This window comes from Halobacillus sp. B29, assembly GCF_052246755.1.
Classification (GTDB): domain Bacteria; phylum Bacillota; class Bacilli; order Bacillales; family Halobacillaceae; genus Halobacillus; species Halobacillus halophilus.
The window spans coordinates 90,064-116,243 of record NZ_JBQQCM010000007.1 but is presented as its reverse complement, the minus strand read 5'-3'; the positions used below and the strand labels follow the sequence as shown (position 1 = coordinate 116,243).

General features: G+C 44.2%; 23 protein-coding genes, 2 tRNA genes, 1 pseudogene and 1 riboswitch. Of the genes and pseudogenes, 3 read left to right on the top strand and 23 right to left on the bottom strand.

Features of this window, described 5'->3' with window-relative positions:
* Positions 1 to 117 precede the first annotated feature (117 nt).
* From rlmH to ACTWP7_RS10765, 11 genes are all read right to left on the bottom strand, one after another.
* The gene (gene rlmH, locus ACTWP7_RS10815; protein WP_443123273.1) at positions 118 to 597 is read right to left on the bottom strand and encodes a 23S rRNA (pseudouridine(1915)-N(3))-methyltransferase RlmH; all 480 of its coding nucleotides are present in this window, start codon (positions 595 to 597) and stop codon (positions 118 to 120) included.
* A 205-nt stretch (positions 598 to 802) separates the two neighbouring features.
* Positions 803 to 2,440 (bottom strand): FAD-dependent oxidoreductase, encoded by a 1,638-nt coding sequence (locus tag ACTWP7_RS10810; protein ID WP_443123179.1) that lies wholly within the window; start codon positions 2,438 to 2,440, stop codon positions 803 to 805.
* A gap of 273 nt (positions 2,441 to 2,713) precedes the next feature.
* Complete coding sequence (locus ACTWP7_RS10805; protein WP_443123178.1) at positions 2,714 to 3,664, bottom strand: D-ribose ABC transporter substrate-binding protein; 951 nt, start codon at positions 3,662 to 3,664, stop codon at positions 2,714 to 2,716.
* 59 nt (positions 3,665 to 3,723) lie between these two features.
* The gene (locus ACTWP7_RS10800) at positions 3,724 to 4,659 is read right to left on the bottom strand and encodes an ABC transporter permease subunit (RefSeq protein ID WP_443123177.1); all 936 of its coding nucleotides are present in this window, start codon (positions 4,657 to 4,659) and stop codon (positions 3,724 to 3,726) included.
* Positions 4,656 to 6,161, bottom strand: coding sequence for a sugar ABC transporter ATP-binding protein (locus ACTWP7_RS10795; protein WP_443123176.1), 1,506 nt, complete (start codon positions 6,159 to 6,161; stop codon positions 4,656 to 4,658). The genes ACTWP7_RS10800 and ACTWP7_RS10795 overlap by 4 nt, the downstream gene beginning before the upstream one ends.
* Positions 6,162 to 6,176: 15 nt before the next feature.
* Entirely contained in the window at positions 6,177 to 6,575 is a 399-nt protein-coding gene (rbsD, locus tag ACTWP7_RS10790) for a D-ribose pyranase (RefSeq protein WP_443123175.1), read from the bottom strand.
* Entirely contained in the window at positions 6,572 to 7,471 is a 900-nt protein-coding gene (gene rbsK, locus ACTWP7_RS10785; protein ID WP_443123174.1) for a ribokinase, read from the bottom strand. Before rbsK ends, rbsD begins: the two co-directional genes overlap by 4 nt.
* Positions 7,468 to 8,463, bottom strand: coding sequence for a LacI family DNA-binding transcriptional regulator (locus tag ACTWP7_RS10780; RefSeq protein WP_443123173.1), 996 nt, complete (start codon positions 8,461 to 8,463; stop codon positions 7,468 to 7,470). Before ACTWP7_RS10780 ends, rbsK begins: the two co-directional genes overlap by 4 nt.
* Before the next feature lie 217 nt (positions 8,464 to 8,680).
* Positions 8,681 to 9,943: a M48 family metallopeptidase gene (locus ACTWP7_RS10775; protein ID WP_443123172.1), complete on the bottom strand. Its 1,263-nt coding sequence runs from the start codon at positions 9,941 to 9,943 to the stop codon at positions 8,681 to 8,683.
* Positions 9,944 to 10,024: 81 nt separating this feature from the next.
* Positions 10,025 to 10,504, bottom strand: coding sequence for a hypothetical protein (locus ACTWP7_RS10770; RefSeq protein WP_443123171.1), 480 nt, complete (start codon positions 10,502 to 10,504; stop codon positions 10,025 to 10,027).
* On the bottom strand, positions 10,491 to 10,958 hold the full coding sequence (locus ACTWP7_RS10765) for an NUDIX hydrolase (RefSeq protein ID WP_443123170.1): 468 nt from the start codon (positions 10,956 to 10,958) through the stop codon (positions 10,491 to 10,493). The genes ACTWP7_RS10770 and ACTWP7_RS10765 overlap by 14 nt, the downstream gene beginning before the upstream one ends.
* 193 nt (positions 10,959 to 11,151) lie before the next feature.
* Here ACTWP7_RS10765 and ACTWP7_RS10760 point away from each other — a divergent pair.
* Positions 11,152 to 11,409, top strand: a pseudogene (locus ACTWP7_RS10760) (NADH oxidase); the annotation flags it as partial.
* Between the two features lie 65 nt (positions 11,410 to 11,474).
* Here the strand turns inward: ACTWP7_RS10760 and ACTWP7_RS10755 are convergent.
* The 3 genes from ACTWP7_RS10755 to ltaE all read right to left on the bottom strand — a co-directional run bounded on the left by ACTWP7_RS10755 (position 11,475) and on the right by ltaE (position 14,529).
* Positions 11,475 to 12,344, bottom strand: coding sequence for a 5'-methylthioadenosine/S-adenosylhomocysteine nucleosidase (locus ACTWP7_RS10755; RefSeq protein ID WP_443123272.1), 870 nt, complete (start codon positions 12,342 to 12,344; stop codon positions 11,475 to 11,477).
* 187 nt (positions 12,345 to 12,531) lie between these two features.
* Positions 12,532 to 12,635: riboswitch (purine riboswitch) on the bottom strand.
* A 579-nt stretch (positions 12,636 to 13,214) separates the two neighbouring features.
* Entirely contained in the window at positions 13,215 to 13,391 is a 177-nt protein-coding gene (locus ACTWP7_RS10750; protein ID WP_158512396.1) for a hypothetical protein, read from the bottom strand.
* Positions 13,392 to 13,509: 118 nt separating this feature from the next.
* On the bottom strand, positions 13,510 to 14,529 hold the full coding sequence (gene ltaE, locus ACTWP7_RS10745; protein ID WP_443123169.1) for a low-specificity L-threonine aldolase: 1,020 nt from the start codon (positions 14,527 to 14,529) through the stop codon (positions 13,510 to 13,512).
* A 128-nt stretch (positions 14,530 to 14,657) separates the two neighbouring features.
* Between ltaE and ACTWP7_RS10740 the strand changes: the two genes are divergently transcribed.
* Entirely contained in the window at positions 14,658 to 15,353 is a 696-nt protein-coding gene (locus tag ACTWP7_RS10740) for a DUF2306 domain-containing protein (protein ID WP_443123168.1), read from the top strand.
* A 450-nt stretch (positions 15,354 to 15,803) separates the two neighbouring features.
* On the opposite strand, the gene ACTWP7_RS10735 is transcribed toward ACTWP7_RS10740, so the two are convergent.
* The 9 genes from ACTWP7_RS10735 to ACTWP7_RS10695 all read right to left on the bottom strand — a co-directional run bounded on the left by ACTWP7_RS10735 (position 15,804) and on the right by ACTWP7_RS10695 (position 25,516).
* Entirely contained in the window at positions 15,804 to 17,027 is a 1,224-nt protein-coding gene (locus ACTWP7_RS10735) for a S1C family serine protease (RefSeq protein WP_443123167.1), read from the bottom strand.
* A gap of 79 nt (positions 17,028 to 17,106) precedes the next feature.
* The gene (locus tag ACTWP7_RS10730; protein WP_443123166.1) at positions 17,107 to 17,901 is read right to left on the bottom strand and encodes an MBL fold metallo-hydrolase; all 795 of its coding nucleotides are present in this window, start codon (positions 17,899 to 17,901) and stop codon (positions 17,107 to 17,109) included.
* Positions 17,898 to 18,851: a two-component system regulatory protein YycI gene (locus tag ACTWP7_RS10725; protein ID WP_443123165.1), complete on the bottom strand. Its 954-nt coding sequence runs from the start codon at positions 18,849 to 18,851 to the stop codon at positions 17,898 to 17,900. The genes ACTWP7_RS10730 and ACTWP7_RS10725 overlap by 4 nt, the downstream gene beginning before the upstream one ends.
* A 17-nt stretch (positions 18,852 to 18,868) precedes the next feature.
* The gene (locus ACTWP7_RS10720) at positions 18,869 to 20,218 is read right to left on the bottom strand and encodes a YycH family regulatory protein (RefSeq protein WP_443123164.1); all 1,350 of its coding nucleotides are present in this window, start codon (positions 20,216 to 20,218) and stop codon (positions 18,869 to 18,871) included.
* Positions 20,215 to 22,050, bottom strand: coding sequence for a cell wall metabolism sensor histidine kinase WalK (walK, locus tag ACTWP7_RS10715; protein WP_443123163.1), 1,836 nt, complete (start codon positions 22,048 to 22,050; stop codon positions 20,215 to 20,217). Before walK ends, ACTWP7_RS10720 begins: the two co-directional genes overlap by 4 nt.
* A gap of 7 nt (positions 22,051 to 22,057) precedes the next feature.
* Entirely contained in the window at positions 22,058 to 22,762 is a 705-nt protein-coding gene (gene yycF / locus ACTWP7_RS10710; RefSeq protein WP_443123162.1) for a response regulator YycF, read from the bottom strand.
* A 780-nt stretch (positions 22,763 to 23,542) separates the two neighbouring features.
* Positions 23,543 to 24,856: a peptidoglycan DD-metalloendopeptidase family protein gene (locus tag ACTWP7_RS10705; protein WP_443123161.1), complete on the bottom strand. Its 1,314-nt coding sequence runs from the start codon at positions 24,854 to 24,856 to the stop codon at positions 23,543 to 23,545.
* 311 nt (positions 24,857 to 25,167) lie between these two features.
* Positions 25,168 to 25,240, bottom strand: a tRNA-Phe gene (locus tag ACTWP7_RS10700).
* 199 nt (positions 25,241 to 25,439) lie between these two features.
* Positions 25,440 to 25,516 (bottom strand) — tRNA-Asp (locus ACTWP7_RS10695).
* 157 nt (positions 25,517 to 25,673) lie between these two features.
* Between ACTWP7_RS10695 and ACTWP7_RS10690 the strand changes: the two genes are divergently transcribed.
* Positions 25,674 to 26,156, top strand: coding sequence for a hypothetical protein (locus tag ACTWP7_RS10690; RefSeq protein ID WP_443123160.1), 483 nt, complete (start codon positions 25,674 to 25,676; stop codon positions 26,154 to 26,156).
* The last annotated feature ends 24 nt before the right edge of the window (positions 26,157 to 26,180 follow it).

Genomic DNA, 26,180 nt, shown 5'->3' with positions numbered 1-26,180 from the left:
AGACCCACTTCCCTATAACAAAAAAATAAAGATACCGTTAATAAACAGTATCTTTTCTACAACTATTTTAGCATTTCATTAATGGTTCCACTATCTGAAAACTAATTCCACTATCTATTATTTATGATAAGGTTCACCCTTCATAATCTTAAACGCCCTGTACACCTGCTCCACCAACATCAACCGCATCAACTGATGCGGAAACGTCATCTTAGAAAACGACAGACTAAAGTCACTCCGCTTCAGCACCTCATCACTCAACCCAAGCGATCCCCCAATCACAAACGCCACTTTACTCTTCCCATATGTAGCCAGACTGTCCATATGACTGGCCAGCTTCTCAGAAGTCAGCTGTTTCGCTTCAATTTCAAGCGTCATCACGTACGTGTCCTGTGAGATCTTAGACAGGATCCGCTCCCCTTCTTTCTGCTTCACTTCTTCCATCTGCGCTTCACTCAGGTTTTCTGGTGCTTTCTCATCCGGAACTTCGATAATGTCCACTTTGGCATACGGCCCGAGCCGCTTCACATACTCCTCGATCCCTTGCTTTAAATATTTCTCTTTTAGTTTTCCTACGGTTACAATACTGATTTTCAAGATTTCATCCTCCGTCGCACGTTTTGTATCTATTTTATCACGTTTTACCCTCATCCATAATTAACCACCTCAGGTCATCCATAATTTGGATGACCTGAGGTGACAGTTTTTTCCTTTACTTCTCTTCTTGGTTCTCCTTCAGGGTTGCATAACCGAAAAAAAGCACCTGACCCAAAGTAGGGGCAGGCACTTTCAGAAAGATCGTTCACCGAACAAACGCTTGATAATTCTTATTACCACCGGATAAATTATAGACTTCCTCAAAACCATTGTTCTGCAGTATATTTTGAGACGCATTCCCCGTTACGCCTTTGTTGCAGTACGTGATGGTTGTAACGCTTGGATCCAACTCATCTAAACGTGTCCTAAGCTGAGCTAACGGAATATTAACGGCACCTGGCACATTTGATTTCTCATATTGATGAGGGGCACGAGTATCAATGATCTGAAGCTTCTGCTCACTCTCAATCAGTGTGCTTAGCCGCTCTGGCGTCATTAATTTATTTTTATTCGTGATGGCGTTATCGAGCGCCATTCCTGTATAGATCACGGGGTCTTTTGTAGTGCTGAATGGCGGCGCATACGCTAAATCCAAATGGAACAAGTCTTCCGCTTTCGCTTTAAAGGTCATCGCCGTAGCAAACACATCAATTCTTTTATCTACCCCGCGCTCTCCTACGATTTGAACGCCCAAAAGACGTCCACTTTCCCGATCGGCAATTGCTTTGATCACCATCTCTTTACCACCTAGATAGTCGGCATTGGAAGGTTTGATATTGTGCAAAACTTCAATATCATAGCCGTGAGCCAGCGCTTCTCGCTCACTCAAGCCGGTTTGACCAACCGCTAGATGGAAGACTCTTAAAATGCCAGTGCCAAGGATTCCCCGGTGTTCTAATGAACCGCCCGTTATGGCGTCCCCGGCAATTCTCCCCATTTTATTCGCCGTTGAACCTAAAGGACGGTAAATCGGTTCATTTGTGATAACTGAAAAGCTTTCCGCTGCATCACCTGCTGCATATACATCGGGAATCGTCGTTTCCATATTTGCTTTTACAGCGATAGCACCTGTAGGTCCCACCTCAGCTCCGATTTCCTTGGCAAGTTTTGTATTGGGACGAACGCCGATGGCTAAAAAGACCATGTCTGACTCTACTTCTACGCCAGAATGCGTGCGAACTACGTTACATGTGATCTCTTCTGCCGTTTCATTCACCATAAGGTTGATCCCATGATCTTCGAGTTCTTTTTCAACCCTTGAAGCCACATCTTTATCAAGGTGGGACATGACCTGCGCATCCTGTTGGATGAGGGTTACGTCCATTCCCTTATGTTTTAGCTGCTCCGCAAGTTCCAGTCCAATAAAACCAGCACCAATAATCGTTGCTTTCGCCGGGTTATTCGATTGCATATATTGGTCGATGAAAAATGCATTCTGAATCGTACGAACTTGGAATACATGATCCAGCTCCACACCAGGAATCGGCGGCGTGACAGGAGAAGAACCTGTGGCTAACACCAGCTTATCAAAGGAATCTTCTTTCACCTCATCATTTTCCAGATCCCTAATGATCACTTTTTTATTTTCATAATCAATACTAGTAACTTCATGGCGTGTGTGAATATCGACATTGTACCGCTTCTTGAACCAGGCTGCGTCCCTTGGGGTAAGGGTTTCGAGTTCTTCCACTTCGCCGCCTAAATAATACGGAATTCCACATATAGAATACGAAATATCGTAGTCCGCATTATAAATCGTAATCTCAGCGTCCTCACTGTTTCTTCGTGCTTTCGCAGCTACAGACGTTCCAGCTGCTACCGAACCTATTATAATAATTTTCATTAAAATGCTCCTTCATATGAGTATATATCTTGTGTGTCTTCTGTTTTCATGTCGAAAAATGAACAAGTAAACTTCACTCACATTATATAAGCATTCACTTATATAATTCAACGCTTATATATAGTTCTATAAATTCTTTACAAAACATTAACACGATTCTTCACATGAAAGACTAATCTCGAAGAGTTTAAGGCGCTATTATCCATAATTAACCACCTCAGGTCATCCATATAATGGATGACCTGAGGTGGTAGTTTTTACCTTATCCTGTTCTTATTCAGTTACGAGTTGAAGTTCGACTGGGATGAATTCTTCTACTTCTTCATCTTGAGCTACTTTGCCCGCTGCGTCGATCGCATTCTGGCCGATCAGTTCCGGCTGCTGGGCAACGGTTGCATCCATTCTTCCTTCTGAAACAGCGGCACGGGCGTCATCGGTAGCGTCAAAGCCTACCACTGTTACATCTTCCAGCATGTTATTGGATTCTAGAGCTTGGACCGCTCCCAGGGCCATTTCGTCATTGTGAGCGAAGACAGCATCAAGACTATCTGTACTTTGCAGGATGTTTTCCATAACGGTTAGTCCTTCTGAACGGTCAAAGTTAGCGGATTGGTTGGCGACCATTTCAATGCCATCCATGGAGTCTACCACGTTGTGGAAGCCTTCTCCTCTTTCACGGGTGGCAGATGCGCCAGGAATTCCTTCCAGTTCTACAACTTGTCCTTCTTCATTAAGCTGTTCGGCAATGAAATTGCCTGCCATTTCTCCACCTTCGACGTTATCAGAAGCAATGTGGGTCACGACCTCACCGCCGTCAGCTGTACGGTCTACCGTAATCACGGGAACGCCTGAATCATTGGCCGATTCGATCGAGGACACGATCGCTGAAGAATCCGCCGGGTTCACGAGCAATACATCGATATCCTGCTGCAATAGGTCTTCAATATCACTGGCTTGTGTGGCTGCATCATTCTGAGCGTCGGACGTAGTAATTTCATAGCCGGCTTCTTCTGCTGCAGCTTCTGCTCCGTCACGCAAAGCAACAAAGAACGGATTGTTTAGCGTGGAAATGGATAAACCAATTTTCGTGGTATCGTCTCCATTACCCGAATCTCCGCCATCCCCTTCTGCATCATCGGAAGAGCTTCCCGGCTGCTCCGTAGAACAAGCGACGACCAACAACAATAAAGCAAAAAGGCCAAATAATTTCATCCAATTTTTCATTTTTTCTTCCTCCCTGTTTTTTATATGTCATCATGCTTTAAGCAAAACATCATGTCCCTTTATTTAGACCTTCGATCAAGCAGCACAGCAAGCAGAATAACGCCGCCTTTGACAATCTGCTGATAGAAGGATGACACGTTCATTAAGTTCAAGCCGTTATCCAGAACGCCGATAATCAAAGCACCGATTAAGGTTCCGCTGATCAGGCCTCGTCCGCCGGCAAGACTGGTGCCTCCGAGTACGACAGCTGCAATGGCATCCAGTTCATACATGGTCCCTGCCGTAGGCTGGGCCGAGTTTAAGCGGCTGGTCAGAATAATTCCGGCAAGGACGGACAGCATTCCTGTCAGGGAATACACCCAGATTTTTACGCGGTCGGCTTTAATTCCTGATAAAATCGAAGCTTCTTCATTTCCACCTACGGAATAGACTTGTCTACCAAAAACGGTTTTATGCAGAATTAGAAATAGGACGAAGAAAATAAGGATCATTAGTACACCCGGGAAAGGAATCCCGAACACATAACCTCTTCCAATCATTTCAAAAGTGAAGCTATCAGAAAGTCCGGTGATCGGACGTCCATCCGTATAAACCAATGTTGCTCCGCGGAAAATCGTCATCGTAGCCAGTGTTGCGATAAAGGGAGCTACTTTCCCTTTCGTAATGACGAGACCATTGAAGGCTCCCATCGCAAGTCCTGCGAGCAAGCCAATAAACACGGCTAACAGTGGATCCATGCCGCTGGATAACATTCCGGCCGTAAGAGCACTCCCGAATGCCAGAATGGAACCAACGGATAAATCAATGCCTCCCGTTAATATGACAAAAGTCATTCCAAACGCGATCAGGGCGTTAATCGATATTTGTCTGAGTAAATTCAATAAGTTGTCTAGCGTGAAAAAGTTATCACTCACAAAACCAAGAATGATCATAATGAGCAGAAGTCCGATTAAGGGACCTAATTTAGCAAAGTTGTTGACCACCATGTTCTTCATCCTGTCTCTCCCCCCGTCGCCGCTTGCATAATTTTTTCTTGAGTGGCTTCTCCACGATTAAATATTTTGGAGACGTTTCCTTCGTGGATGACCATGATCCTATCACTAATGCCGAGAACCTCTGGTAATTCGGAAGACACCATGATGATGGCGACTCCCTGCTCCGTCAGTTCATTCATAATGTGATAGATTTCCTTCTTCGCTCCGACATCCACGCCGCGGGTCGGCTCGTCCAGGATAAGCACCTTGGGCTGGATGCCCAGCCATTTCGCGATCACCACTTTTTGCTGATTACCGCCGCTTAACGATTTCACTTCCTGTTCCCGTCCTGTCGTCCGGACATGGAGCCGCTTCATTAAGTCATCAATGAGGTCGTTTTCCTTCGTGGAATTGATCCACCCTTTATTAGAAATCGCTTTCATATTTGACAACGCGATGTTTTCGCGAATGGATAAGTTTAGTACGAGTCCCTCGTCTTTACGGTCTTCGGTAATAAATCCGATGCCTGCCTTAATCGCATCACTCGGATGTTTCACGGTCAGCGGCTCTCCGTTCAAGTAAATGCTGCCTTTGTTTTTCTTCACGGCACCGAAAATCGTTTCCATAATTTCGGTCCGGCCGGCACCCATCAGCCCGGCCACTCCAAGAATTTCTCCTGCGCGTACGTCAAAGCTGACATCATTAAACCATTTACTCCTCGCGAGATGTTCCACCTGGAAAATAACTTCGCCGTTCACTTCATCCCGGGTTGGAAAACGCTCACCCAGCTCCCGTCCGACCATCATTTTAACGATGGCTTCAAATGAGGTGTTCGATGCCTCTTCCGTTCCGATGTACTCACCATCCCGTAAGACGGTGATCCGGTCGCAAATCCTAAAGATTTCTTCCATTCGGTGAGAAATATAAACGATGCTGACTCCCTGTTTTTTTAGGGAATCGATCACTTCAAACAGGCTTTCGATCTCCCGGTCCGTTAAGGCCGCCGTAGGTTCATCCATAATAATCATCTTGGCGTTCGTCGAGATCGCCCGGGCTATTTCGATCATCTGTTGTTTACCAACGGATAAATCCCCGGCATTTTCATTCGGATCGATCGACGTAACGCCCAGTCTTTTCAAATTCTCCAGCGTCTGTTTATGCATTTGTTTTTTCTGAAGAATCCCGGTGTTGCGCCAGGTGATTTCTTTTCCTAAGAACATATTTTGAGCAACGGTTAAGTGAGGAATAATGTTCAACTCCTGGTGAATGACCACGATTCCCTGTTTTTCCGCTTCCTTAGGATTGGAAAAAGAGATATCTTCGCCGTTCACCTGAATAGAACCTCCGTCTCTCGCGTGAATGCCCGTCAGGATTTTGACTAGTGTCGATTTCCCGGCTCCGTTCTCACCCATGAGCGCGTGGACTTCGCCTGGGTTCACGGAGAAATTCACTTTTTTAAGAACCTGGTTGCTGGAAAAGGATTTATCGATATCGTTCATGACGACAAAAGGCTGCTCAGACATGTTATTCACCTCGCTTTATGAAAAAATGACTCCGGATTGTAATAGAACGTTTGAGAAAGGGGTAGCCTCTCCCGTACGAATAATGACTTTTGAATTTTTGGAGTGCTTTTTCAGATTTTCATGGGTCGTGTAATGCTTCGGAATGTCGGCTAAACAATCGGATACCTGCTGATGCACCGTTGGATTGTTGGTTTGAATTTCTTCCGCCAGCGTAGCCTTTTCGATTTTCATATCGCCCGTAACGGCACGCAATACGGTTAATAGATCAGGGGTTCCAAGATTCAAAGAAACATCGATACAGCGAGTTTTTTCAGGAATCGGAAGCCCGCAGTCGGCTATCATAATCGTATCGGTGTGACCAAGTCTCGCTAGAATCGAAGCGATTTCCCGGTTTAAGATGCCATGCTTTTTCATAATGATGAACCCCCCTGATCTCTTAAAAACTGCTCTACACTTGCTTGATCAGGCATGCCGCTCTGTGCCCCTTTTTTCATAATCGAAAGGGCGGCTGCGGCGTTGGCGGTTTGAACGGCTTGCTCGATGGAGTAACCTTCCGCCAGTTGCGTAGCGAGGGCACCACTGAAGGTATCGCCTGCCCCTGTCGTGTCTTCCACGGTCACATCATAGCTTGGAACCGTGACGAGCTCTCCATCTTTATAAATGGTGACGCCTTCTGATCCTCTTGTCGTGATCCACTTATCTTCAGACCGGTCTTCCTGTAATTCTTTTTTGAACAGCTCGGCTTCTGTTTCATTCGGCGTGAGATAATCAAAGGCCTCGATGACAGATGCAGGAAGCGGCTGATAAGGTGCTGGATTCAGGATCATAGGAACGTCTAGATCCTTCTTCAGTTCAGAAAGATAGGTGATCGTTTCGAGCGGAATTTCCAGCTGAGTAAGAACGATATCGCTCTCTTGAATCCGTTCCAGATGGTCCTGAATATAAGAAGGCGTGACTTCCTTATTTGCGCCTGCCGCTACAATGATGCGGTTATCCTGATTCGAGAGGATAATCGTCGCGGTTCCCGTCGCTTCCTTCTCAGACCTGGCAATTGCTGAAGTATCAATGCCTTCGTTTTGCAGGTGATGAACGAGGTCTTTACCGAACACATCGTTACCGACCGCTCCAAGCATCTGTACATCAGCGCCGAGCCTGGCGGCCGCCACCGCCTGGTTCGCGCCTTTTCCGCCTGGATAGGTTGCGAAATTGTCCCCGAGGACCGTTTCTCCCTGCTTCGGCATGATCGTCGTCTGAACGGTGAGGTCCATATTAATGCTTCCGATCACCGTTACCTTAGGTTTCTTTGTCATGGATGGTCCTCCTTTCGTCTCGTCGAATCTCTCTCTACGAGTTCCACTGTGAATTCTTCTGATTGGGCTTCATGATCTTGTTTTTCTATTTGCTGAATGAGTAATTCTGCAGCTCTCGCTCCTATTTTGTAAATCGGCTGAGCCATGGTCGTTAACGTCGGCGTGGTTGTTTCGCCAAGGGTAATTCCGTCAAAAGCAATCACAGAAAGCTGATCGGGGATTTTTATTCCCAGCGACTCCGCCGCTTTAATTGCGCCCACTCCCATGAGGTCATTCGCCACGAACAGGCCATCGATTTCCGGGTGTCTGGTGAGGAGTCTTTCTGTAGCCTTCTTGGCTTCTTCAAAGTGATACTCCCCCGGCTCAATGTAGCACTCCTTGAACCAGTTTTCTTTTTCGACTACATCTAAGTAACCCTGGAGGCGCTGATTCGCGTTGCTTGCCTGCTCCGGACCGGATATATGAGCGATTCTTTGACAGCCTAAGTCTTTTAAATATTGGACCGCCTGCCGGGAGCCTTCCCGGTTATTTACCGTAACCGAGGCCATCGATCTATGCAGGATTCGGTCTAGCGCAATGACCGGGACATCGATATTCTGGATATACTCTTCAGTCATTGTGCTTGAAACCACAATAATTCCATCTAACGACTTCTGTTTTAACGCTTCTAAATACGTGATTTCTTTATTCAGATCATCGTCTGTATTACATAGCACAAAGGTAAAGCCATGCTGGTTGGTCATATCTTCTACAGCGCGTGCTAATTCAGGGAAGTAAGGGTTCATAATGTCTGGCACGAATAGGGCAATCATTTTGGACCGTCCTTTAAATAAGATGCGTGCCACATCATTCGGCCGGTAATTCAGTTGTTTGATGGCTTCAGCCACTCGCTCCTTCGTTTCACTGTGAACATATCCGTTCCCATTCAACACTCTGGAGACGGTAGCTGTAGACACTTCAGCCAGTTTGGCAACATCTTTAATCGTAGGCATATACATCGTCTGCTTTCTTTTTTAAATATGTGTAACCCGTTACATATTCATAAAAAAAATAAAGATTTTATTAAATTTCGATTACATGTAACCCGTTACATACAATAATAAAGCGCTTACAATACAGTGTCAACCCGTATGCCGGAGATCCAAATAAACCCACCTCAGGTCATCCAGAATCTGGTTGACCTGAGGTGGGTTTATTTGGTTGTTCTCTTTATTCGGTTTGCTGGTACTGTTCGAGCAGGTGAATACGCTCCATCATGGTCGGATGACCGTAGCGCAGATATTTCACTAATGCTGGAGGATTTACTTCACTAAGTCCGTTCACCGTAAGTTCCTGGAATGCGCCGACCGCCGCTTCTGGATTTTGCGTCATTTCAATCGCATACACGTCTGCATCCATCTCGGCATTTCTCGAAATCGCAAGCTCAACAGGTGTGGCTGCAAAGCTAAGTAATGACAGAATGATGAAGAGTACAGGGAGTCCGGCTATATCCGAAACCGATTTAATGTTTAGTTTATCTCCCCACCTACGTACTGAATATTTCATGAGGTGATACGCCAGATAAAGTCCAATGAACGCGGCAGCGACCGCTCCGAACAGGTTCCAATACAGGTGATGCATCACATAATGGCCAATCTCATGCGCCATAATGAACAGCACCTCTTTTTCCTGCAGGCGGTTAAGCGTCGTATCCCAGAGGACAATTCTTAAATTGGATCCAATCCCGTTCACATAAGCGTTCATGCTGTTTGTTTCCTCGGACATATTAACTTCATAGACCCGTTCAGCTGGCACATTCGCTTCATCAGCAAGGCTCAGAATCTTTGCTTCTAAGTTTTTATCTTTCAGATCGGAGAACTCATTGTACAGCGGGTCAATCACCACAGGCTGGAGGTACATCATGAATACTAAAAACGGCATCATTAAAATCGAGGCGTACAGCCACCAGCGCTTTTCGAACTTTCTCATCAGCGTGTACAAAACCGTAATGAGCAACGCCATAATGATATAGCCCACCCAGAAGCTGATTAACTCATCTTTCATCCAGTCGGAAAACGTCTGTGTGGATATGCCATAGCTGAGCGAAAGCCTGCGGCTTATGTAATCAACCGGAAAGGTAAGCATCCAGGTTAATGTGGAAAGAAGCAGGACATACACCGGGATATGTACAATCGAAAAACGGGACACTCGCTCGCTGGACTGTTTAAAAACCGTGGATATTCCAAAGATCATCACACCTAAATAAATGATCCACTCAAGCGGCAGACTGACAAAATAGAGAAAATCTTTGTAACGGGAATAGTCCTGACTCTGCGCGAGCTCTTTTGCCGTCATAAAAGTGGCCGGGTCAGCAGATGTCCCCTGATAAGCTTCGGGTACACCAAACTCGGCCCATTGAAATAAGTATAGACCTATAAGGACGCCATAAATTGCAAATAGTATGAGTGTCCAAGTGAGAAATCGTTTCTTCACTTCGTCACCTCCGGAAGTTTTCTGCCCCTTATTGTACGAGCTTTGAAATCATTTTAGAACAAAAGGCTCCCGGTCACAAGATTAGGGCAGAGGTTCAAATTGCCTGATCACCTGGAGGACTTGTTCCCTGGAAAGATCATCTTCATTGGAAAACGATACATAATTGAATCGGTAGGAGAGATTCTCATCTTTCCATAAAATAGTGTGTCCATCGTCCTCCAAAATGTATTCTCCCATCCATTCATCTGATATTTTAATCGGTTCGGATTCATAAGAAACACCCGGATTCCAGCCAACTTCACTAATCAGAAGGCTTACTACGCTGTTGTGTTTATTTTGGAAAGAGATCGCTGTGATCTGCCCTGCAGCCATCTCATTGCTCACTTGAATGTCGGTCACTTTAAAAGGCAGCTGTTTAGGGAGTAGGGCATCTTCAGGTAACTTATCGGACTTCTCAACGACTAAACTTCGATCGTAATCATAAAGTGGCACTTCCGAGGTGCACCCCGGGAGGACAGCCAGGATGAGCAGCACGAATAGAAAAGTTTTAATTCGCAACAACCACATGCTCCGTATGTTCTGGCAGCCTGTGCAGGCCAGCAGTCAGAAATTCAGGCTGTACGATGATCTCGTGCAATTCCGTAACCGGAATCCATTGATAGATGAGCCGCTCCCCTTCCAGTCCGTGGAAAGGCCCTTCTTGAAAATGAGACCGATCAGAACTTAAAACGAAGTAAAAGCCAAGCTCATGATAGTGATGTCCATCATAGTGAAAGAAATTCTCTGCGATCCACGGAGTACTGGCGACGTCCACCTCATATCCAAGTTCTTCGTTCATTTCCCTGACGATCGTGTCTCTTGCCTGTTCACCAAGCTCGACTCTGCCCCCTGGCAGCGCCCAGTACTGGTCGCCCGCTTGCTTATGTAGTAACACATGATCCTGTTCGATCAGAATGCCCGCAGCCCGGTAATTAAACCGCTTCGAACCCGTCTGAAACTTTACATCCACACCCATTCCTCCTCCAGATAATCGTCTACCCTCTAATGTATCACAAACAGGAATAATCTGGATGACCTGAGGTGCCAAAAAATACCAAGTACCAATTATGTGAAATACTGAACAAAACTCTTGCTATTTATTCGTTCTGCTTATATAATAGTTTCATAGTTTATAATGTGAATCATTTCACATTATCACACAAAATCAAGATAACCATCGCCCAGGCTTTATGCCGACCGCTGAACACGTACAGTTAAAAGTCACGTTTGACCCGGCCACCCACCGGGTACTGGGTGCACAGGTGATTTCCAAAGCAGACGTTACGCAATCGATCAATACGATGAGTGTCTGCATCCAGAGCGGAATGACGGTGGAAGAACTCGGCTACGTGGATTTCTTCTTCCAGCCGCACTTTAATAAGCCCTGGAACTTTATTAATAAAACTGGGCTGCAAGCCGCTCTCTAAAAGATATGAAGAATACAAGAAAGCCCCTGGTCAGTTTAGCAGCTTGACCAGGGGCTTTTCCTATCTTATTCGCCTGTTTGGGTAGTGATATATTCTTTTACGACTTCATACACATAAGCCTGGTTCGCTTCCGCTGTATTCGGATCGTACTCTCCGCCGTTAACTTTGTTGTTGGAAAGGATGCGGATACCTAAGAAAGGCACATCATAAGCCTTGGCGATCTGCGCGCCGGCCGCGCCTTCCATTTCCTCGACAGAAGTTCCGTACTTCTCATGGAACCATTGAATACGATCCACTTCATTGTTCCAGACGTCCGCCGAGCCAATCGTACCTTCAACCACTTTTCCTTTCTCGTGAACATCTTTCACAGCCTGAGCCGCGGCAAGAAGTTCTTCGTCCGCTTCAAAGTACCGAATGTTTTCTGCATCCGGATCTTCTCCTGCGCTTCCTTCAGAAGCCATGAGGTCCATGGGAATCCATTCTTTTGGAGCGATCCCTTCTCCATCTTCTCTGCTTCCTGTTTTCAGTGATCCGATATTTGTCGTTCGTTCTCCTAACACAATGTCATAGACATGCAGGTTCGGATCGTGTCCGCCTGATGTACCCTGGTTAATAATCGCGGCCGGATCATACTTTTCAATCGCGATGGCCGTAGCTGCTGCTGTATTTTCCATCCCTTTCCCTGTCTTGGCTACAATCACAGGATAATCATTCACAGTTCCTTTATAAAAAACGAACGATCCCGATTTTTCTTCTTCCACATTTTCTAGGCGTTCAGCGAATTTTTCCGCTTCAATCGGCATTGGACCTTGAACGATAATAGGCTGCTGCGCACTTTCTTCATCTTCGGCCGCTGCCTCTTCGGATGATGAGCATGCCGCAAGTAATGATACGAATAGAATAGAAATAATAGCGAGTGAAGCGTATTTTTTCATCAAAATAAATCTCTCCTTAACGAATATAATAATAGCTTTCTGAACCCTCACACGCTCATCGAAATCTCTTACTCAGTCCATAAAAAAAGGCCTAGAAAAGCAGAGAAATCTCTACCTTCTAGACCTACAAAGTCAAAGCACACCACGGCTAAAGTGTGGTAAACCAAACCATAAGAAACCTGCTGAATATGGGTGCACTTTAACTCGTAGTCCAGTTCTTTCATTGGGAACCGGGTAGAGACGCTCGGACCTTATTTCCGAGAATATACGAGTTGGGCTATGTAATTGGGCTACTGTGATAATATAGCAGACTCATGCCACACAATCAACTAAAAAACGAACAAAAATAATAAAAATCACATTAACGTTCGTTTTATTACAAAAATAGGAACCTGTGACCCTTACCTGCTTACGAAACCGGCAATTCCAAGAGCATATAGGAGTGCAGCAATGATCAGCAAAATAATCACTACAATAATAATCGTTTTAACTAAGCCGCTTTGCACGAGTCCCCCTCCTTCCCACTCGGTCACTCCTCATACATGCACTCTTCAAAGAGTCACCTTCCCCATCGTAAACCTGAGCATGTCGAATAGCCTGGCCCCTTTCCCATCTTCATTAAATAGAAGAGAACTGCTCTGAGCTCTTCTCTTCTTCTTTAATACCATTATTTAGGTTGTCGATAAACCTGAATTGTCATTTTATTACAATTAGTGAAACGATTACAGGTTCTATTCAATCGATTTAACATGAGCTCTTTTACCATTTGTAAGGATTTTCGGCCTTGAAACAAGCCCCTGCAACTGCAAACAGCCTTAATAGATTCCTCAAAAAAACCCCTCTGGATTTCTCCAAAGGGGTGAGGGGAGGTCATTTCATTCGCTTAGTGGTTTTTTTATAGGATTTAGACTTTCTGACATGCTTACTGAGTTCATCCAATGGAATACCGTCCACAAAGCGGTCCTTATGAAACATTTCAGCAAAAATGTGATGCTGGGCGGCTGACAGATTCTTTTTCGTACTTTGACCAGTCTCAAGTTCCGGCATGGAACTCACCTCCAAAGTGTAAACTTTCGAGTCCCTCTTTTGACTGATGAACTGTCTCCAGGTGATCTCATACTTCACCTTATGATGGAACGCCGCTCAATATGTACATTTCCATGAATTATAAGCATCGATGTACTCGTTCGATGACAAGGTCGATATCTTCGCCCGAGACATCATAATGAGTCACAAACCTCACCGTGTAAGGTCCAAACGGTACAGCAAGAACGCCCTGACCCTTCAGCTCCTCGAGAAATTCATGCGAGGTCTTCCCCCGTCCTTCCACATTGACTAAAAGGATATTCGTATCTACGTTATTCTCAATTTCCAGCCCTTCTATATTTCCTAATCCTTCCGCTAACTGCTTCGCATGCTCGTGATCTTCCGCCAGCCGATCCACCATGTCATTCAGCGCCACTAGACCCGGAGCCGCAATGATCCCTACTTGACGCAGGCCTCCGCCGAGACGTTTTCTCCACTTGCGGGCTTTACGGATAAAGTCCTCAGACCCTGCAATAATGGAACCAACGGGAGCTCCCAGCCCTTTCGATAAACAGAACTGAATCGTATCCGTCTGTTCGGCATACGTTTTCACCGGAACGCCCGAAGCCACCGAAGCATTGAACAACCTGGCCCCGTCCAGGTGAACCGGAATACCGGATTCCTGTGCAATTCGATGAATCTCCTGCATATTTTCTAAAGGAAGAATCGCTCCGCCGGCTTTGTTATGACTATTTTCCAGACAGATTAGTCCCGTTTCCGGAAAATGAATATCATCAGGCCGGATCGCTGCTTTTACTTCGTGAGGGTTCATCGCCCCTCTAATACCTTGCAGCGTTCTCGGCTGAACACCAGCCAGGGCAGACATGGACGCTCCTTCATATAAAAATAAATGAGCATTTGCTTCCATGAGAACTTCATCTCCAGGTTGGCAGTGGGTCAGCACGGAGATTTGGTTCCCCTGCGTACCGCTCGTAACAAATAGTGCGGCTTCCTTCCCCGTGAGTTCAGCTGCTCGATTCTCAAGCTTTTTCACAGTGGGATCCTCTTCATATACATCATCCCCTACCTCTGCTTCAAAAGCAGCTTCACGCATGGCGCGGGTAGGCTTCGTTACGGTATCACTCCTTAAATCAATCATGTTATCTCCTCCTTTTCTGTTATTGTACGAAACAATTCAGGAAGATGGAAATAGATGAATTACTAAGACGATTGACCTGCTTCTTATGGTATAAATAAAGTAACAGTAAAAGGGGAGGGGACTACGGAATGAGTATATTTCAAATAGTATTATATCTTCATATTCTGGCGGGGTTTACGGCGCTTATCGTGTTTTGGATTCCTTTAGTTACGAAGAAAGGGGGAATGATTCATAGACGTGTGGGCTGGATATATGTGTGGGCCATGGGGAACGTAGCAGCTACTGCTTTTTATATGGGGATTTATCGGATCGGATTTGATGCTTCACGAAACGCAGCAGAAAAATCTTTCGCTTTCTTTCTGCTCTTTATAGCTGTTCTCAGCGCCTCCACGGCCTGGAATGGAATCCGGGTGCTGAGGTTCAAGCGAAGGACCAGAAGAAGAAGTTTGTTAAGTCTGGACACAGGGATCTCATTCGTACTCGTTTTCAGTTCGATTATTACGATGGTGATTGGATGGGTAAATCAGTTTCCATTATTACAGTACTTCCCGGTAATTGGACTATTTTTAGGTTATGGACAGCTCAAATACTGGCTGACTCCTCCACAAACAAAAATGCACTGGTATTTTGAACACTTTGGCAACTTAATCGGATGTTCCATCGCCACCATTACCGCCTTCACCGTTTTTGGAGCCCCGCGCTTATTAAACATTTCATCGATCAGTATTTTCTTGTGGTTTTTACCTACGATCGTCCTGACGCCACTGATTTTTGGATTTACTCGTTACTACCGGAAGAAGTTTCGACTATCAACGCCTAAATAATATTTATCCACACTTTCGTAAATCGTTAGAAAATGAGGAGTCCAACTACAACAACAGGATAAAATTACTCTCCATTTATTTTCACGATTTTTACGAAGGATTCATGATCCTTACATGCCCTTCACAAAATAAGAGTCAAAAGTCATCCACATGTGGAAAAAAGTCACTAACGATTTTAGTTACCCACAATTGTCCACAGACTTATGCACAATTATTGGTAATTTTCTAATATTCACAGGTTTTCCCCTGATGTAAACAGGTTATCCACAAAACTATCCACATATGCACAATTTGGGAGGGGTATATGGTAGTAGAATTTACGTTCGCCACCATATATGCTATTTATCCAGAACACTATTCACAGGCTGTGGACAAAAATATGAGGTTTTTCGACAATAAAAGAGATATCCTCAACTGGTTTAGTTTTTAAGGATACCTCTTTTTCACGTTCTATTCTTGTGAACCAAGGGTTACAGTCGTCGTATTTTTTTCACCATCCCGGTAGTACGTGATCTCCAGTTCATCTCCGGCATCTTTTTCATTGTACAAGTATTTCCGAAGATCAATAATGTCCTTCACTTGGTTGCCATCAAGCGAAGTGATCACATCAAGTGGCTGCAATCCAGCTTTAGCTGCCGGCGACATCTGTTTAATACTTCGTATATACAGTCCGCCTTCAACTTCCTCTGGTAAATTCAACGTACCTTCCCACTCCGAGCTAGGAACTTCATTTAATCCATAAGCTTCAATACCAATATAAGGACGGTTCACTTGTCCATATTGTTCGAGTTCATCAATAATCGGCTTAGCTGTATCAATTGGAATAGCGAATCCTATCCCTTCCACAGCCGATTGAGCAATCTTCATAGAATTGATTCCTATTAACTGTCCTTCTATATTGATTAAGGCTCCGCCGCTGTTTCCTGGATTAATGGCCGCGTCCGTTTGAATAACCTCTGCCTGCCAATCTTCTAAACCATCCCCATTAAAGTCCTGCGGAATGGCACGCTGCTTGCCGCTGATAATCCCCTGCGTGACCGATCCGGAAAAACGCAGTCCTAATGGGTTACCGATGGCGATCGCGGGCTCACCGATTTTAAGGTTTTCTGAATTTCCTAGTTCAATCGTATGCTTCACTTGATCCCCAGGCATTTTAAGTACCGCTAGATCTGTAAATACATCGCTCCCGACAAGCTGAGCTTTAATTCTTGTTTCATCGGCCAGAACCACTTCAATCTCACTGGCCCCTTCGATTACGTGATTGTTGGTCACAACATGAGCCGTTCCATCTTCATTTTTGTAGATGACGCCTGACCCTACGTTGCTTTGCTGACTGGAACCATTCTGTTCCCAGAAATTCTGCTGAGATTGAATATTAACGACGCCTACGACAGAAGGAGTCACTTTATCTACAACATCTGTAATTTGTGAAGTCACATCAAGTTTTACATTTTTCGTCGTATCTCCTGTAAGACCCTGGTCATCATCGACCAGTCCGCTGTCATCTTCAGGAATGGTAATCTCATAAGGAAGTAATTCGGTTTGAACTAGAGCTGGAAGTGCTAACAAGATTAAAACTGCACCAAGGATCACGCCTACAATGGTAGGCATGACCCAACGTCTTCGACTGTTCTTCTGCTGGGCAGCTGGGGAGTGGTCATCATAGTAACCCACGCGGCTTCACCCATCCTTTCTTCGCTCGTTTATGATCTACTCACGTATTCTTTCCTGTTTTACCAAAAATAAAACGCTGTTATACCTCATAAATTGGAGTCGCCTGCTTCGGATCCGTATCATGAAGCTCAAGGTGAGAGCCGATGTGGAATCCCCGTTCTTCTAAAATGTTTCTAACGGACATGCGTGCCAGGTCCTTCATATTATTGTCCAGACTCAAGTGAGCCAGATAGATGCGCTGCGTGCGGTCCGTCAGGATATCGGTTAAGGCGAGAGCGCAATCTTCATTCGAGACGTGACCGGAATCTCCTAATATACGCCGTTTTACATTCCACGGATATCGTCCCATGCGGAGCATACTTACGTCATGATTGGATTCAAAAATATAAGCGTCGGCATCTTCCACCGTTTTTTTAATTCTTTCAGATACATAGCCCAAATCCGTTACGAGAGCTACTTTTTTTCCGTCCTGGTGAAAGGTAAAAAACATAGGATCCGCGGCATCGTGCGAGACCGCAAATGATTCTATATCAAGCTTGCCGAACGTCTTCGTTTCTTCCATATTAAAATGAAATTTCTGATCCAATGACAATTTACCGATATGCCCTTCCATGGCGTGCCATGTTTTTTCATTCGCATAGACAGGGAGATTATAACGTCTTGCCATAATTCCAAGTCCCTTGATATGGTCGCTATGCTCATGCGTCACTAAAATCCTGGACAAGTCACTTGGATCAATATTCACTTGCTGCAATAAACTTTCGATACGCTTCCCGCTTAATCCTGCATCGACTAAAATCTTTTCGTCCCCAGATTCTATATAAAAAGCATTACCTGTACTGCCTGAAGCTAGTACACTCATACGTATAGTCATTCATTAGACACTCCATTGTTTGTTTCTTCGTTGCTATTTTCATTATCCATAAGAGGCAAGGAAGTTTCTCCTTCATTACCCACATTTAAGTCAAAAGAGCTCTTTACTCTTTGAATAAAGTCTGACTCATTGTTATCAATAATGGCTCCCGTTATTGCAAAGACAAACAGGTTTTCTTCTCCATTTACCGTTACTTTCCACGTTGGAGCGAATACTTGAGGGCCATTTTCCTCTCCCGGCACTAGATTAATACTATTGTAGTAACCAATTTCCATGCTGGTCACCTCGTCACCAGCAGTCAGTTGGTCTTCGTCCATCAATTTCTGAATAATTTTACGCGGTTGAATCAGCTGTGGATCCTGAATCGTCGAAGGTGTGTCCTCTTCCTCTGTGTCCGAAAAAGACAATAGAGTTGCCACATAATTCGTTATTTCTCCGTCCTTAACTTCAAGCATTAAGAAGCCTCTGGTATTAAAGAAAATCGTACGATCATTCTTTTTCTGGAAAAACAACAATACGCCTTCTTCTTCGTTCCAATTCCACAGCTCGTACTGATTGCTGAAAGGAACGATATTGTTCACCTGATTCTCTATATTTTCCTCATCTATTTCCACCGATTCATTCAGTTCTCCTTTTAAAATCATATCTTCCTGTACAACCACATTTTGCTGGTCTCCCTCTTTCAGACCTTGAATTTGGGAAAGGACTCCCTCTGAAAATTTCCCGCCAGATGTCATCGTTTGAGGGACGGAAGGGGTTTCTGAAGGGATATTATCCCAGGAAACGGTAATCTCATTATTCTCAAGCTCCGTTTCAAAGTCCTCCTCATTAGCCGTAGCTATAGGACCTATTTCTGAAGTCTGCTGCTTTTCCAGAAACTGTTGAAGTAGAAAAAGGTCCAGGATTAAAAAGCTGAGAATAAATAGAACTTTAATCTGTCCCCATTGCATAATCACCCGCCCCCTTCCTAGGATATTTCTTCATTTTGAGACATCTCTTCCATTTCCAAAGGGCTCCAGCTGCCAGAAATTTTGATAAACCATCTAGGAAACAGGGAGTAAGCAAGATTTGGGCGTTGTTCCTTTAACTGATAGCCTATTTTCAAACCTTCTATTTCTTCGATGTCATATTGATCGGTTTCATTAAGAAACTCCCTAACTTCTACTCCTGAAACAAGCTCATCCGAAGCCGTATTATCATAAGGATAGCGTTCAAAAGTGACGAGTGGACGGACATATTCCTGAATAGAATCTTGTTCATATTTGATAGACATAATTTCTATATCCGAATCGCTTGAAAGAATAGGCAGCCCATTGAAGTGCATCCGATAAGTAGCTTCTTCCATAGTCGAAGAAATGCTGTCCAGATAAAACATATTGGTCCAGCCCACATGGTTATTAACATCACTTAAACTCCTGGTTAGTAACTCATACTCAAACATTGGACTTGGGTTAGCGCGGTTCGGAATCATATACTCATATCTTAGTCTCGTTTCATTATCCAGGATATCCAATCTTCTGTCTGTGGTAGCCAGGCGCCGATGTCCGGAGATTGTGGATGATGAGACCACAGCATTTCCCGGGAAAAGGTCGTTTTGAATCGGAACGAGCGGAATCGGGGTGGTCTGTAATACTTCTTCTGGAAAAGTAGTGCGATCTTCAGGAAGATAGACATTGTTTTCGATTTCCGAATTTTCCAAGAGAGAGATTGAACCATCCAATGCAATCTGCTCTATTAAGTCATCTTTGTTATCCAGTTCATCAAATAATTGTCTGCCGTCATCTTCATCAATGATAGCCTGAAGTTTGGCGGGCGCTGCATCATCCGTTGTGTTTACAGCCAGTACCTCATAATAAGAGGAGTTACTATCATGACCGTGTACAAAGAACAGTCGGTTAAATCCTTCGGTCTCTGAAAGCTCTCCTGAGTTTACTGTAAAAATATTTTCCAGGACTTTCAAAGGAAGCTCCTCAGGGAAAACAGCTTCCACAACACGATTACTTTCAAAATTTGGCTGCTCTGGAGTGTCATCCACATTCAATAGTTCCCACTGCTTTATCCTGTCGTACATATCCGATTTCTTCTGGGGATCCTTGTATGCATAGGAATTTCCGATTTCGTGAAAGACGAACTGCTCCGGCTCCACAAGGCTTACTAAATCGTTCTCTTCTCCATCCAATTCCGTGGTATCGATCACTTCTTCTCCTTCTTCCACCACTTCACTGCTCGGTTGATAGTTCCATAAAGCGACAGATAACAATAGACTTAAAGCAATTAGTATCACCAAAATTACGGACTTCATTGTTTCTATGTTCATGAATTTCCCCTCCGCTTCTGACTCATTAACGGAAGTGTAAAGTGTACAGAGGTTCCTTTACCCTCTCGGCTCTCTGCCCAGATTTTGCCGTGATGGGCTTCAATCATTTCCCGGGCAATAGCGAGACCAAGACCGGTTCCGCCCATTTCTCTGGCGCGTGATTTATCTACCCGGTAAAATCGATCAAAGATTTTATCGACTGTATCTGCCGGCATTCCAATACCTTGATCGGTCACACTCACTCGCAGCTGTTTTCTGGTAGAGTACGCATCAAAGCGGATTGTACCGCCTTCAGGCGAATATTTGACAGCGTTGGAAATAACGTTATCCAACACTTGTGTTAATTTATCTTTGTCCATCCAGACATACATGTTTTTCTTAGGAAGATTTCTTTCAAACGTCATGTTTTCATCTTTATTCATCTCGAATCGATCAATAATATGATTGAAGAAGCCGACAAATTCGACTCGATCCTTCATCAAGGTGGTTTCCTTATGGTCCATCTTCGTTAATTGCAGCAAATCATTGACTAAGCGTATCATACGATCGGTTTCAGTTTGGGTAACATCAAGGAACCTCGGAGCAATCTCCGGATCCTGCCACGCTCCATCATTCAATGCCTCAATGTAACTCCGCATCGTCGTCAGCGGTGTACGCAGCTCATGGGAAACATTGGACACGAATTCCCGGCGTTCTTGCTCTACCTTCTCCTGTTCGGTAACGTCACTAATCACCGAAATAAACCCGTCCATTTCTTCATTCTCGTCCTCAACAGCCGAGAAATTCGCTTTAATTAATAAGTGTTTGTCTTCACTGCTGAGGTCAATGATCATCGATCCTGCTTCTTCCACTTCCGAGATATCCTCCATTTGATCACTCAGATCGAGTACATCAATTAATGACTGGCCCTGGACTTCTTCAAACGTCTGACCGATCAGCCTCGAGGCTGGAGCGTTCATTAATATAATCGCTCCGACACGGTCTGTGGCGATAACACCATCCGACATATTCGACAAAACGGAACTTAATTTTCGCCGCTCTCCTTCAGTTGTCGCCTGGGCTAATTTCAGCTTATCGTTCAGATCATTAAACGTTAGACCGAGCTGACCAATTTCATCATTTCCTTTTACATCGACCTTTTGGGAGAAATCACCGGTAGCCATAATTTGAGCCTGCTTTTTCATCTCAGTTAAGGGCTTGGTGATGGTTCTGGCCACCAGAATGCCAAGCAAGGCAGTAACCGTTATAGCAAGAAGAGTTCCTTTGGCAAATATACTGTTAATCGACTCCAATTGTTCATAGATGCTATTCATGCGAGCTTGATAATGGAGAACCCCTACAATTTCCCCAGCTTCGTTTGTAATGGGTTTTTCTCCGACATACAAGCGGTTGTTTGTCCCTTCCTCCTGTACGGTTCGCGGATCTGTATCACCCAGAATAAACACTTTGGTAATTCTTGAATCAGTTACTTTTTTTCCGACGTTTCCCTGCCCATCACTGCCGCTTTCAAACGAGGCAATAATATTCGGCCCTGACTTTTCAATCACTTGTAATTTTTTAATATCGGAACCATTGAATTCATTGATCAGCCCCTCTACATCGGCCTGTAAAGAGGGATCACCCTCGCCTCGTTCTGCCTCAAACGCATTTTGGAGACTGTACGTGAGTGAATTTAAGCGGCCTTCAATAGAATTTGTGAAGTTTTCCGTCAGGTTATTTTCGAGCCTCTCAACAAAATAGGCACCAATCACTTGGATGCCTAATAGAAGAAGCAGAATATAAACGAGAATCAGCTTCAGTCTGACGGACTGAAAAAAACCTACTTTCTTCATGAAAACACTACTCCTGCTCTGGATTTCTTAAATAATAACCAACTCCGCGTCTGGTAACGATCCAGACAGGATTACTTGGATTTTCTTCGATCTTCTCGCGCAGGCGACGCACGGTTACGTCTACGGTTCTCACGTCTCCGTAATAGTCGTAGCCCCAGACGGTCTCCAGTAAATGCTCACGCGTCATGACCTGTCCGATATGACGGGCTAAGTAATGTAATAATTCAAATTCACGGTGAGTCAGCTCAATGTAAGAGCCGTCACGCGTTACGGTATAAGCATCTGGATGAATCGATAATCTTCCGATCGTTATGTCTTTTGGCTGCTGGGAGCTGTCTTCCGGCTCCTGCTGCTGGCGCCGCAAATTAGCTTTGACTCTGGCAATCAGTTCGCGATTACTGAATGGTTTGGTTACGTAATCGTCGGCACCCATTTCAAGTCCAAGGACTTTATCTATTTCAGCGTCTTTGGCTGTCAGCATAATAATCGGCATATTATGATTCTTGCGTACTTCCCGGCAGACTTCGTTTCCGTCTTTATTCGGAAGCATAATATCTAATAGAATTAAATCCGGGTCTTCTTCGTCTGCTTTTTGAATGGCTTCATCGCCATCATAGGCACACACGACCTCATATCCTTCTTTTTCTAAATTGAATTTCAATATATCTGCAATTGGCTTTTCATCGTCTACAACTAAGATCTTCAGTGCCATACACTGTCACATCCCTTTCCTCGACTTCTTTACCATCTATTATTTTAACTTATTTATGGAAAAATGTCTTTTTCTAATAAAAAGTTATGAAAAATGTATTCAGAAAACATAATTTTCTCTACCAAAAAACCGCTGTGACCAACACGCCACAGCGGCTTCTGACTAGAACGCTCTATTCAAAATTCTTATTGATTTTTCCTTATGCTTACAGCACAATAGGGCCGGATTGTGTAAGACTCCGTTTTGAGATATCTTGGATCCGTTGCTTAATATAGAGAGGGGCTGGCTACGGAAACAACTCGCTTTCCTACGGGGGAACTGGCAAGCCTCCTCGGTCGCTTCACTCCCTGTGGGGTCTCGCCTAGCTCCTTCTCCCGTGGGAGTCTCGTCGTTTCCTTCGCCACCCTGTGATTGAAGAGTGAACGGACCCTTCTATAGGTGATAGTTGGTACTTGATCGTCCTCAATGCTTCTATAGAGGGAATGATCTACACGTACACGCTTATTGTTAGAAGTTTATCTCCCTCATAAACCGGCGCGTTTCGAACAGAGATTTCGAGTTCCATATATCTCAAGGTCCGGAGGGGGACGATGTAGACTCCTGCGGGATGAACATGATCGGTGAGATCCCGCAGGGCTGTTAGGCCCGAGGAAGCTCACCTCATGCCCGCGGAAAGCGGAATCGTCCCCCGGAGGACCTTAAGCTCAACAAATATCTCGAAATCAAGTCTTCCAGTATCGGGAGCTTTTTCTTTAATATCATCTCGGAAATAGAACGGCGTTATTTGAAAAATGAAGCTGGATCCTCGAGTTTTCCATCTTTGTGAATTTCAAAATGCAAGTGAACACCCGTGGAGTTGCCGGTCGTTCCCATAACACCTAATTTGTTTCCTTTTCGAACGGTCTCTCCTACCTCCACGTCAATCGAATCAAGGTGAGCATAAATCGTTTCATATCCGTTATTATGATCAATTACGACTTTATTGCCAAACCCACTCTGATATTCAGCCGTAACGACTTCTCCGTTATCAGCAGCCTTGATCGTACGGTCCTCCACACCTGCAATATCAATTCCTTTATGATACCTTCCCCATCTTTCACCCACATGGCTCGTAATCGTTCCTTCAACTGCGGGCCAGGCGAAAGTACCTGTACCACGGGAAGGGACGACTTTCGTTCCTTTAAGAATAACTTCTTCGACAGGTTCTTCCACCACTTCTTCTTTCAAGGTTTCTCTTGTCTCCACGCTTCCATTCTTTTTGGTAATCAAGGTATAGATTTCTTTTCTTCCATCGCTGCCTTCTTGTTTTGTTTCTGTCACCCCTTTTAATAGATCGTTGGTTTCTACAATCTTTCGGGAAGACTCTATGGTTTGTTCTTTAACAGCTTTTTCATTTACGACTACCTCGGTCAGAGGTTCGGAAACTTCCCCCTCAATCGGTTTATTTCCTCCCTGGCTTTCATCACTATTTTCCACCACAACTCCATTTTTCACCTCTTGCACGGCTTGTGAGACTGAAGATATTTGGGAAGGGTGAACCTCCAAGGTCTTTCCTTTCATTTCTTGGCTGAGCTCAACCGATAAAATGCCGGATTCACCTTCTTCCTTCTCTATTGGTTTACCTTTCGAATCTTTGGACTCTAATTGAGTAAGAATGTTCTCTTCCACATATTTTTCTTTCAACCGCTGTTTAACTTCCTCTATTTCCTCCTCGGCAGAAAGGTGAGCGACCGTTTGATCATCTATGTTTACTTGAACGGATTCAGCAGAAACGGAAATCGATTCCTCTAATTGGTCCAGCACTTTCGCTTTATTGCTCTCAGACGAAAGATTTTTCTCACGCGTAAAGGTAATATCTTCGTTCAGTTTAAGGTCTTCTTCGCTATATGTGATTTCCGCTCGATGCACACGATCCTCGATAAAGGCCTGAATGTCTTCCTTTTTTTCTACGGTTCCGATAGATTCATCATCCACATATACCTGATACACCGCATTTAAATTCTTATCTGCATAAGCTGTCCCCACCGTTAAGCTTAATACCAGCGCTCCTGTAAAAGCGGCCTTTGACAAAACCGCTCTTCTATCTTTCTTCATTTCCTTTCCCCCTGTGAATCTATTTATCTATTTTATTATCATTATTATTAATATTTTCACTTAATAAACCTATCATATGAAAATTATTAATAAAACAGGGGATAGAAAATGTAATATTCTTATCATATACTTACCAAAACCAGGTACAAATGCTAATATTTCCGACTTTTGCATGCCCAAAAACATGGTAGAATATACTAGAATTCCAATCTTTTCATTTAACTATATGAAAAGATTAGTAACAGAAGAAAGAATTGCATAATTTCACTATAAAAAAAGCCTGCGAGTTTATCGCAGACTTTAACAAAGAGTGGCTCGGGACGGAATCGAACCGCCGACACACGGATTTTCAGTCCGTTGCTCTACCGACTGAGCTACCGAGCCGTACTATAAAGTTTTCTTCTTTGTTCACTCAACCCAGCTAATTTTCGACATTTACACTAGCGGCTGAACCAGAGATCTTCTTATTCATTCGCAGTTGAACGATTTTCAGCACGTTCATTAAGTAAAAAAGCATTTATTTGTCAAAAACTATTCACGTATATTCGTTAAATTTCTAACTTTGTACATGTTATAATAGCAATGGCGGTCCGGACGGGACTCGAACCCGCGACCTCCTGCGTGACAGGCAGGCATTCTAACCAACTGAACTACCGGACCATGACGGCTTTCTTACTGCGACGTTTAACATCATATCACATGCATATATCGTGCGCAATACTATTTTTTCGTACCGGACGTATTTCGCTTTTCATATCATCCATGCAAGCTCACATATAATCTTTACAAGACTACTTTTTAGGAAGGAGGGATCCTTTTGAAGAAAACATTACGGGCTATTTCTTTTGTACTTATTATTTTATTGATTACCGTGCTCGGCTATTTAAAATTGAATCCGCCCCTGACGCAGGGTTCGATTGGAACGACAACTGACAAGCTATCTGTTATTGTGGCCCTCGGAAACAAACATTTATTAGGGAACATCCACATTACCGACGTTTCGATAAATGCAAATCAGGCGCCTGCGAAGGTGCGCATGCAGGTCAGTAACTCTACGAAAGGTTTTATCATCACAGATACTTATCAGCCTTATGAGGAAGAATACGGAATGAAAGACTACGAGACGATTGCACTCGAACCAAAAAGCGCTCCTATACCATTCTCCAAGCAGGCAAAAGCGGGTTCTGAAAATCCTGCCAGGATCTACGGTTTAAGCATAACAGAAGACACCCCGATTGAACGGATCAATGTGACGTACCGCTATCTGGGAATTTCATTTGTCAAAACCATTAATGTGTAAAAAAAGACCATCGCTGGTCTTTTT

Bases quoted from the DNA above. Each gene is read 5' to 3' on its own strand.
- ACTWP7_RS10725 (WP_443123165.1), bottom strand. From the start codon at position 18,851: ATGCAATGGGGACAGATTAAAGTTCTATTTATTCTCAGCTTTTTAATC.
- ACTWP7_RS10780 (WP_443123173.1), bottom strand. From the start codon at position 8,463: ATGCCTACGATTAAAGATGTTGCCAAACTGGCTGAAGTGTCTACAGCT.
- walK (WP_443123163.1), bottom strand. From the start codon at position 22,050: ATGAAGAAAGTAGGTTTTTTTCAGTCCGTCAGACTGAAGCTGATTCTC.
- ACTWP7_RS10750 (WP_158512396.1), bottom strand. From the start codon at position 13,391: ATGCCGGAACTTGAGACTGGTCAAAGTACGAAAAAGAATCTGTCAGCC.
- ACTWP7_RS10755 (WP_443123272.1), bottom strand. From the start codon at position 12,344: ATGAAAAAATACGCTTCACTCGCTATTATTTCTATTCTATTCGTATCA.
- ACTWP7_RS10720 (WP_443123164.1), bottom strand. From the start codon at position 20,218: ATGAACATAGAAACAATGAAGTCCGTAATTTTGGTGATACTAATTGCT.
- rbsD (WP_443123175.1), bottom strand. From the start codon at position 6,575: ATGAAAAAGCATGGCATCTTAAACCGGGAAATCGCTTCGATTCTAGCG.
- rbsK (WP_443123174.1), bottom strand. From the start codon at position 7,471: ATGACAAAGAAACCTAAGGTAACGGTGATCGGAAGCATTAATATGGAC.
- ACTWP7_RS10810 (WP_443123179.1), bottom strand. From the start codon at position 2,440: ATGAAAATTATTATAATAGGTTCGGTAGCAGCTGGAACGTCTGTAGCT.
- ACTWP7_RS10730 (WP_443123166.1), bottom strand. From the start codon at position 17,901: ATGACTATACGTATGAGTGTACTAGCTTCAGGCAGTACAGGTAATGCT.
- ACTWP7_RS10800 (WP_443123177.1), bottom strand. From the start codon at position 4,659: ATGAAGAACATGGTGGTCAACAACTTTGCTAAATTAGGTCCCTTAATC.
- yycF (WP_443123162.1), bottom strand. From the start codon at position 22,762: ATGGCACTGAAGATCTTAGTTGTAGACGATGAAAAGCCAATTGCAGAT.
- ACTWP7_RS10765 (WP_443123170.1), bottom strand. From the start codon at position 10,958: ATGGGTGTGGATGTAAAGTTTCAGACGGGTTCGAAGCGGTTTAATTAC.
- ltaE (WP_443123169.1), bottom strand. From the start codon at position 14,529: ATGATTGATTTAAGGAGTGATACCGTAACGAAGCCTACCCGCGCCATG.
- ACTWP7_RS10740 (WP_443123168.1), top strand. From the start codon at position 14,658: ATGAGTATATTTCAAATAGTATTATATCTTCATATTCTGGCGGGGTTT.
- ACTWP7_RS10795 (WP_443123176.1), bottom strand. From the start codon at position 6,161: ATGTCTGAGCAGCCTTTTGTCGTCATGAACGATATCGATAAATCCTTT.
- ACTWP7_RS10705 (WP_443123161.1), bottom strand. From the start codon at position 24,856: ATGAAGAAAGATAGAAGAGCGGTTTTGTCAAAGGCCGCTTTTACAGGA.
- ACTWP7_RS10805 (WP_443123178.1), bottom strand. From the start codon at position 3,664: ATGAAAAATTGGATGAAATTATTTGGCCTTTTTGCTTTATTGTTGTTG.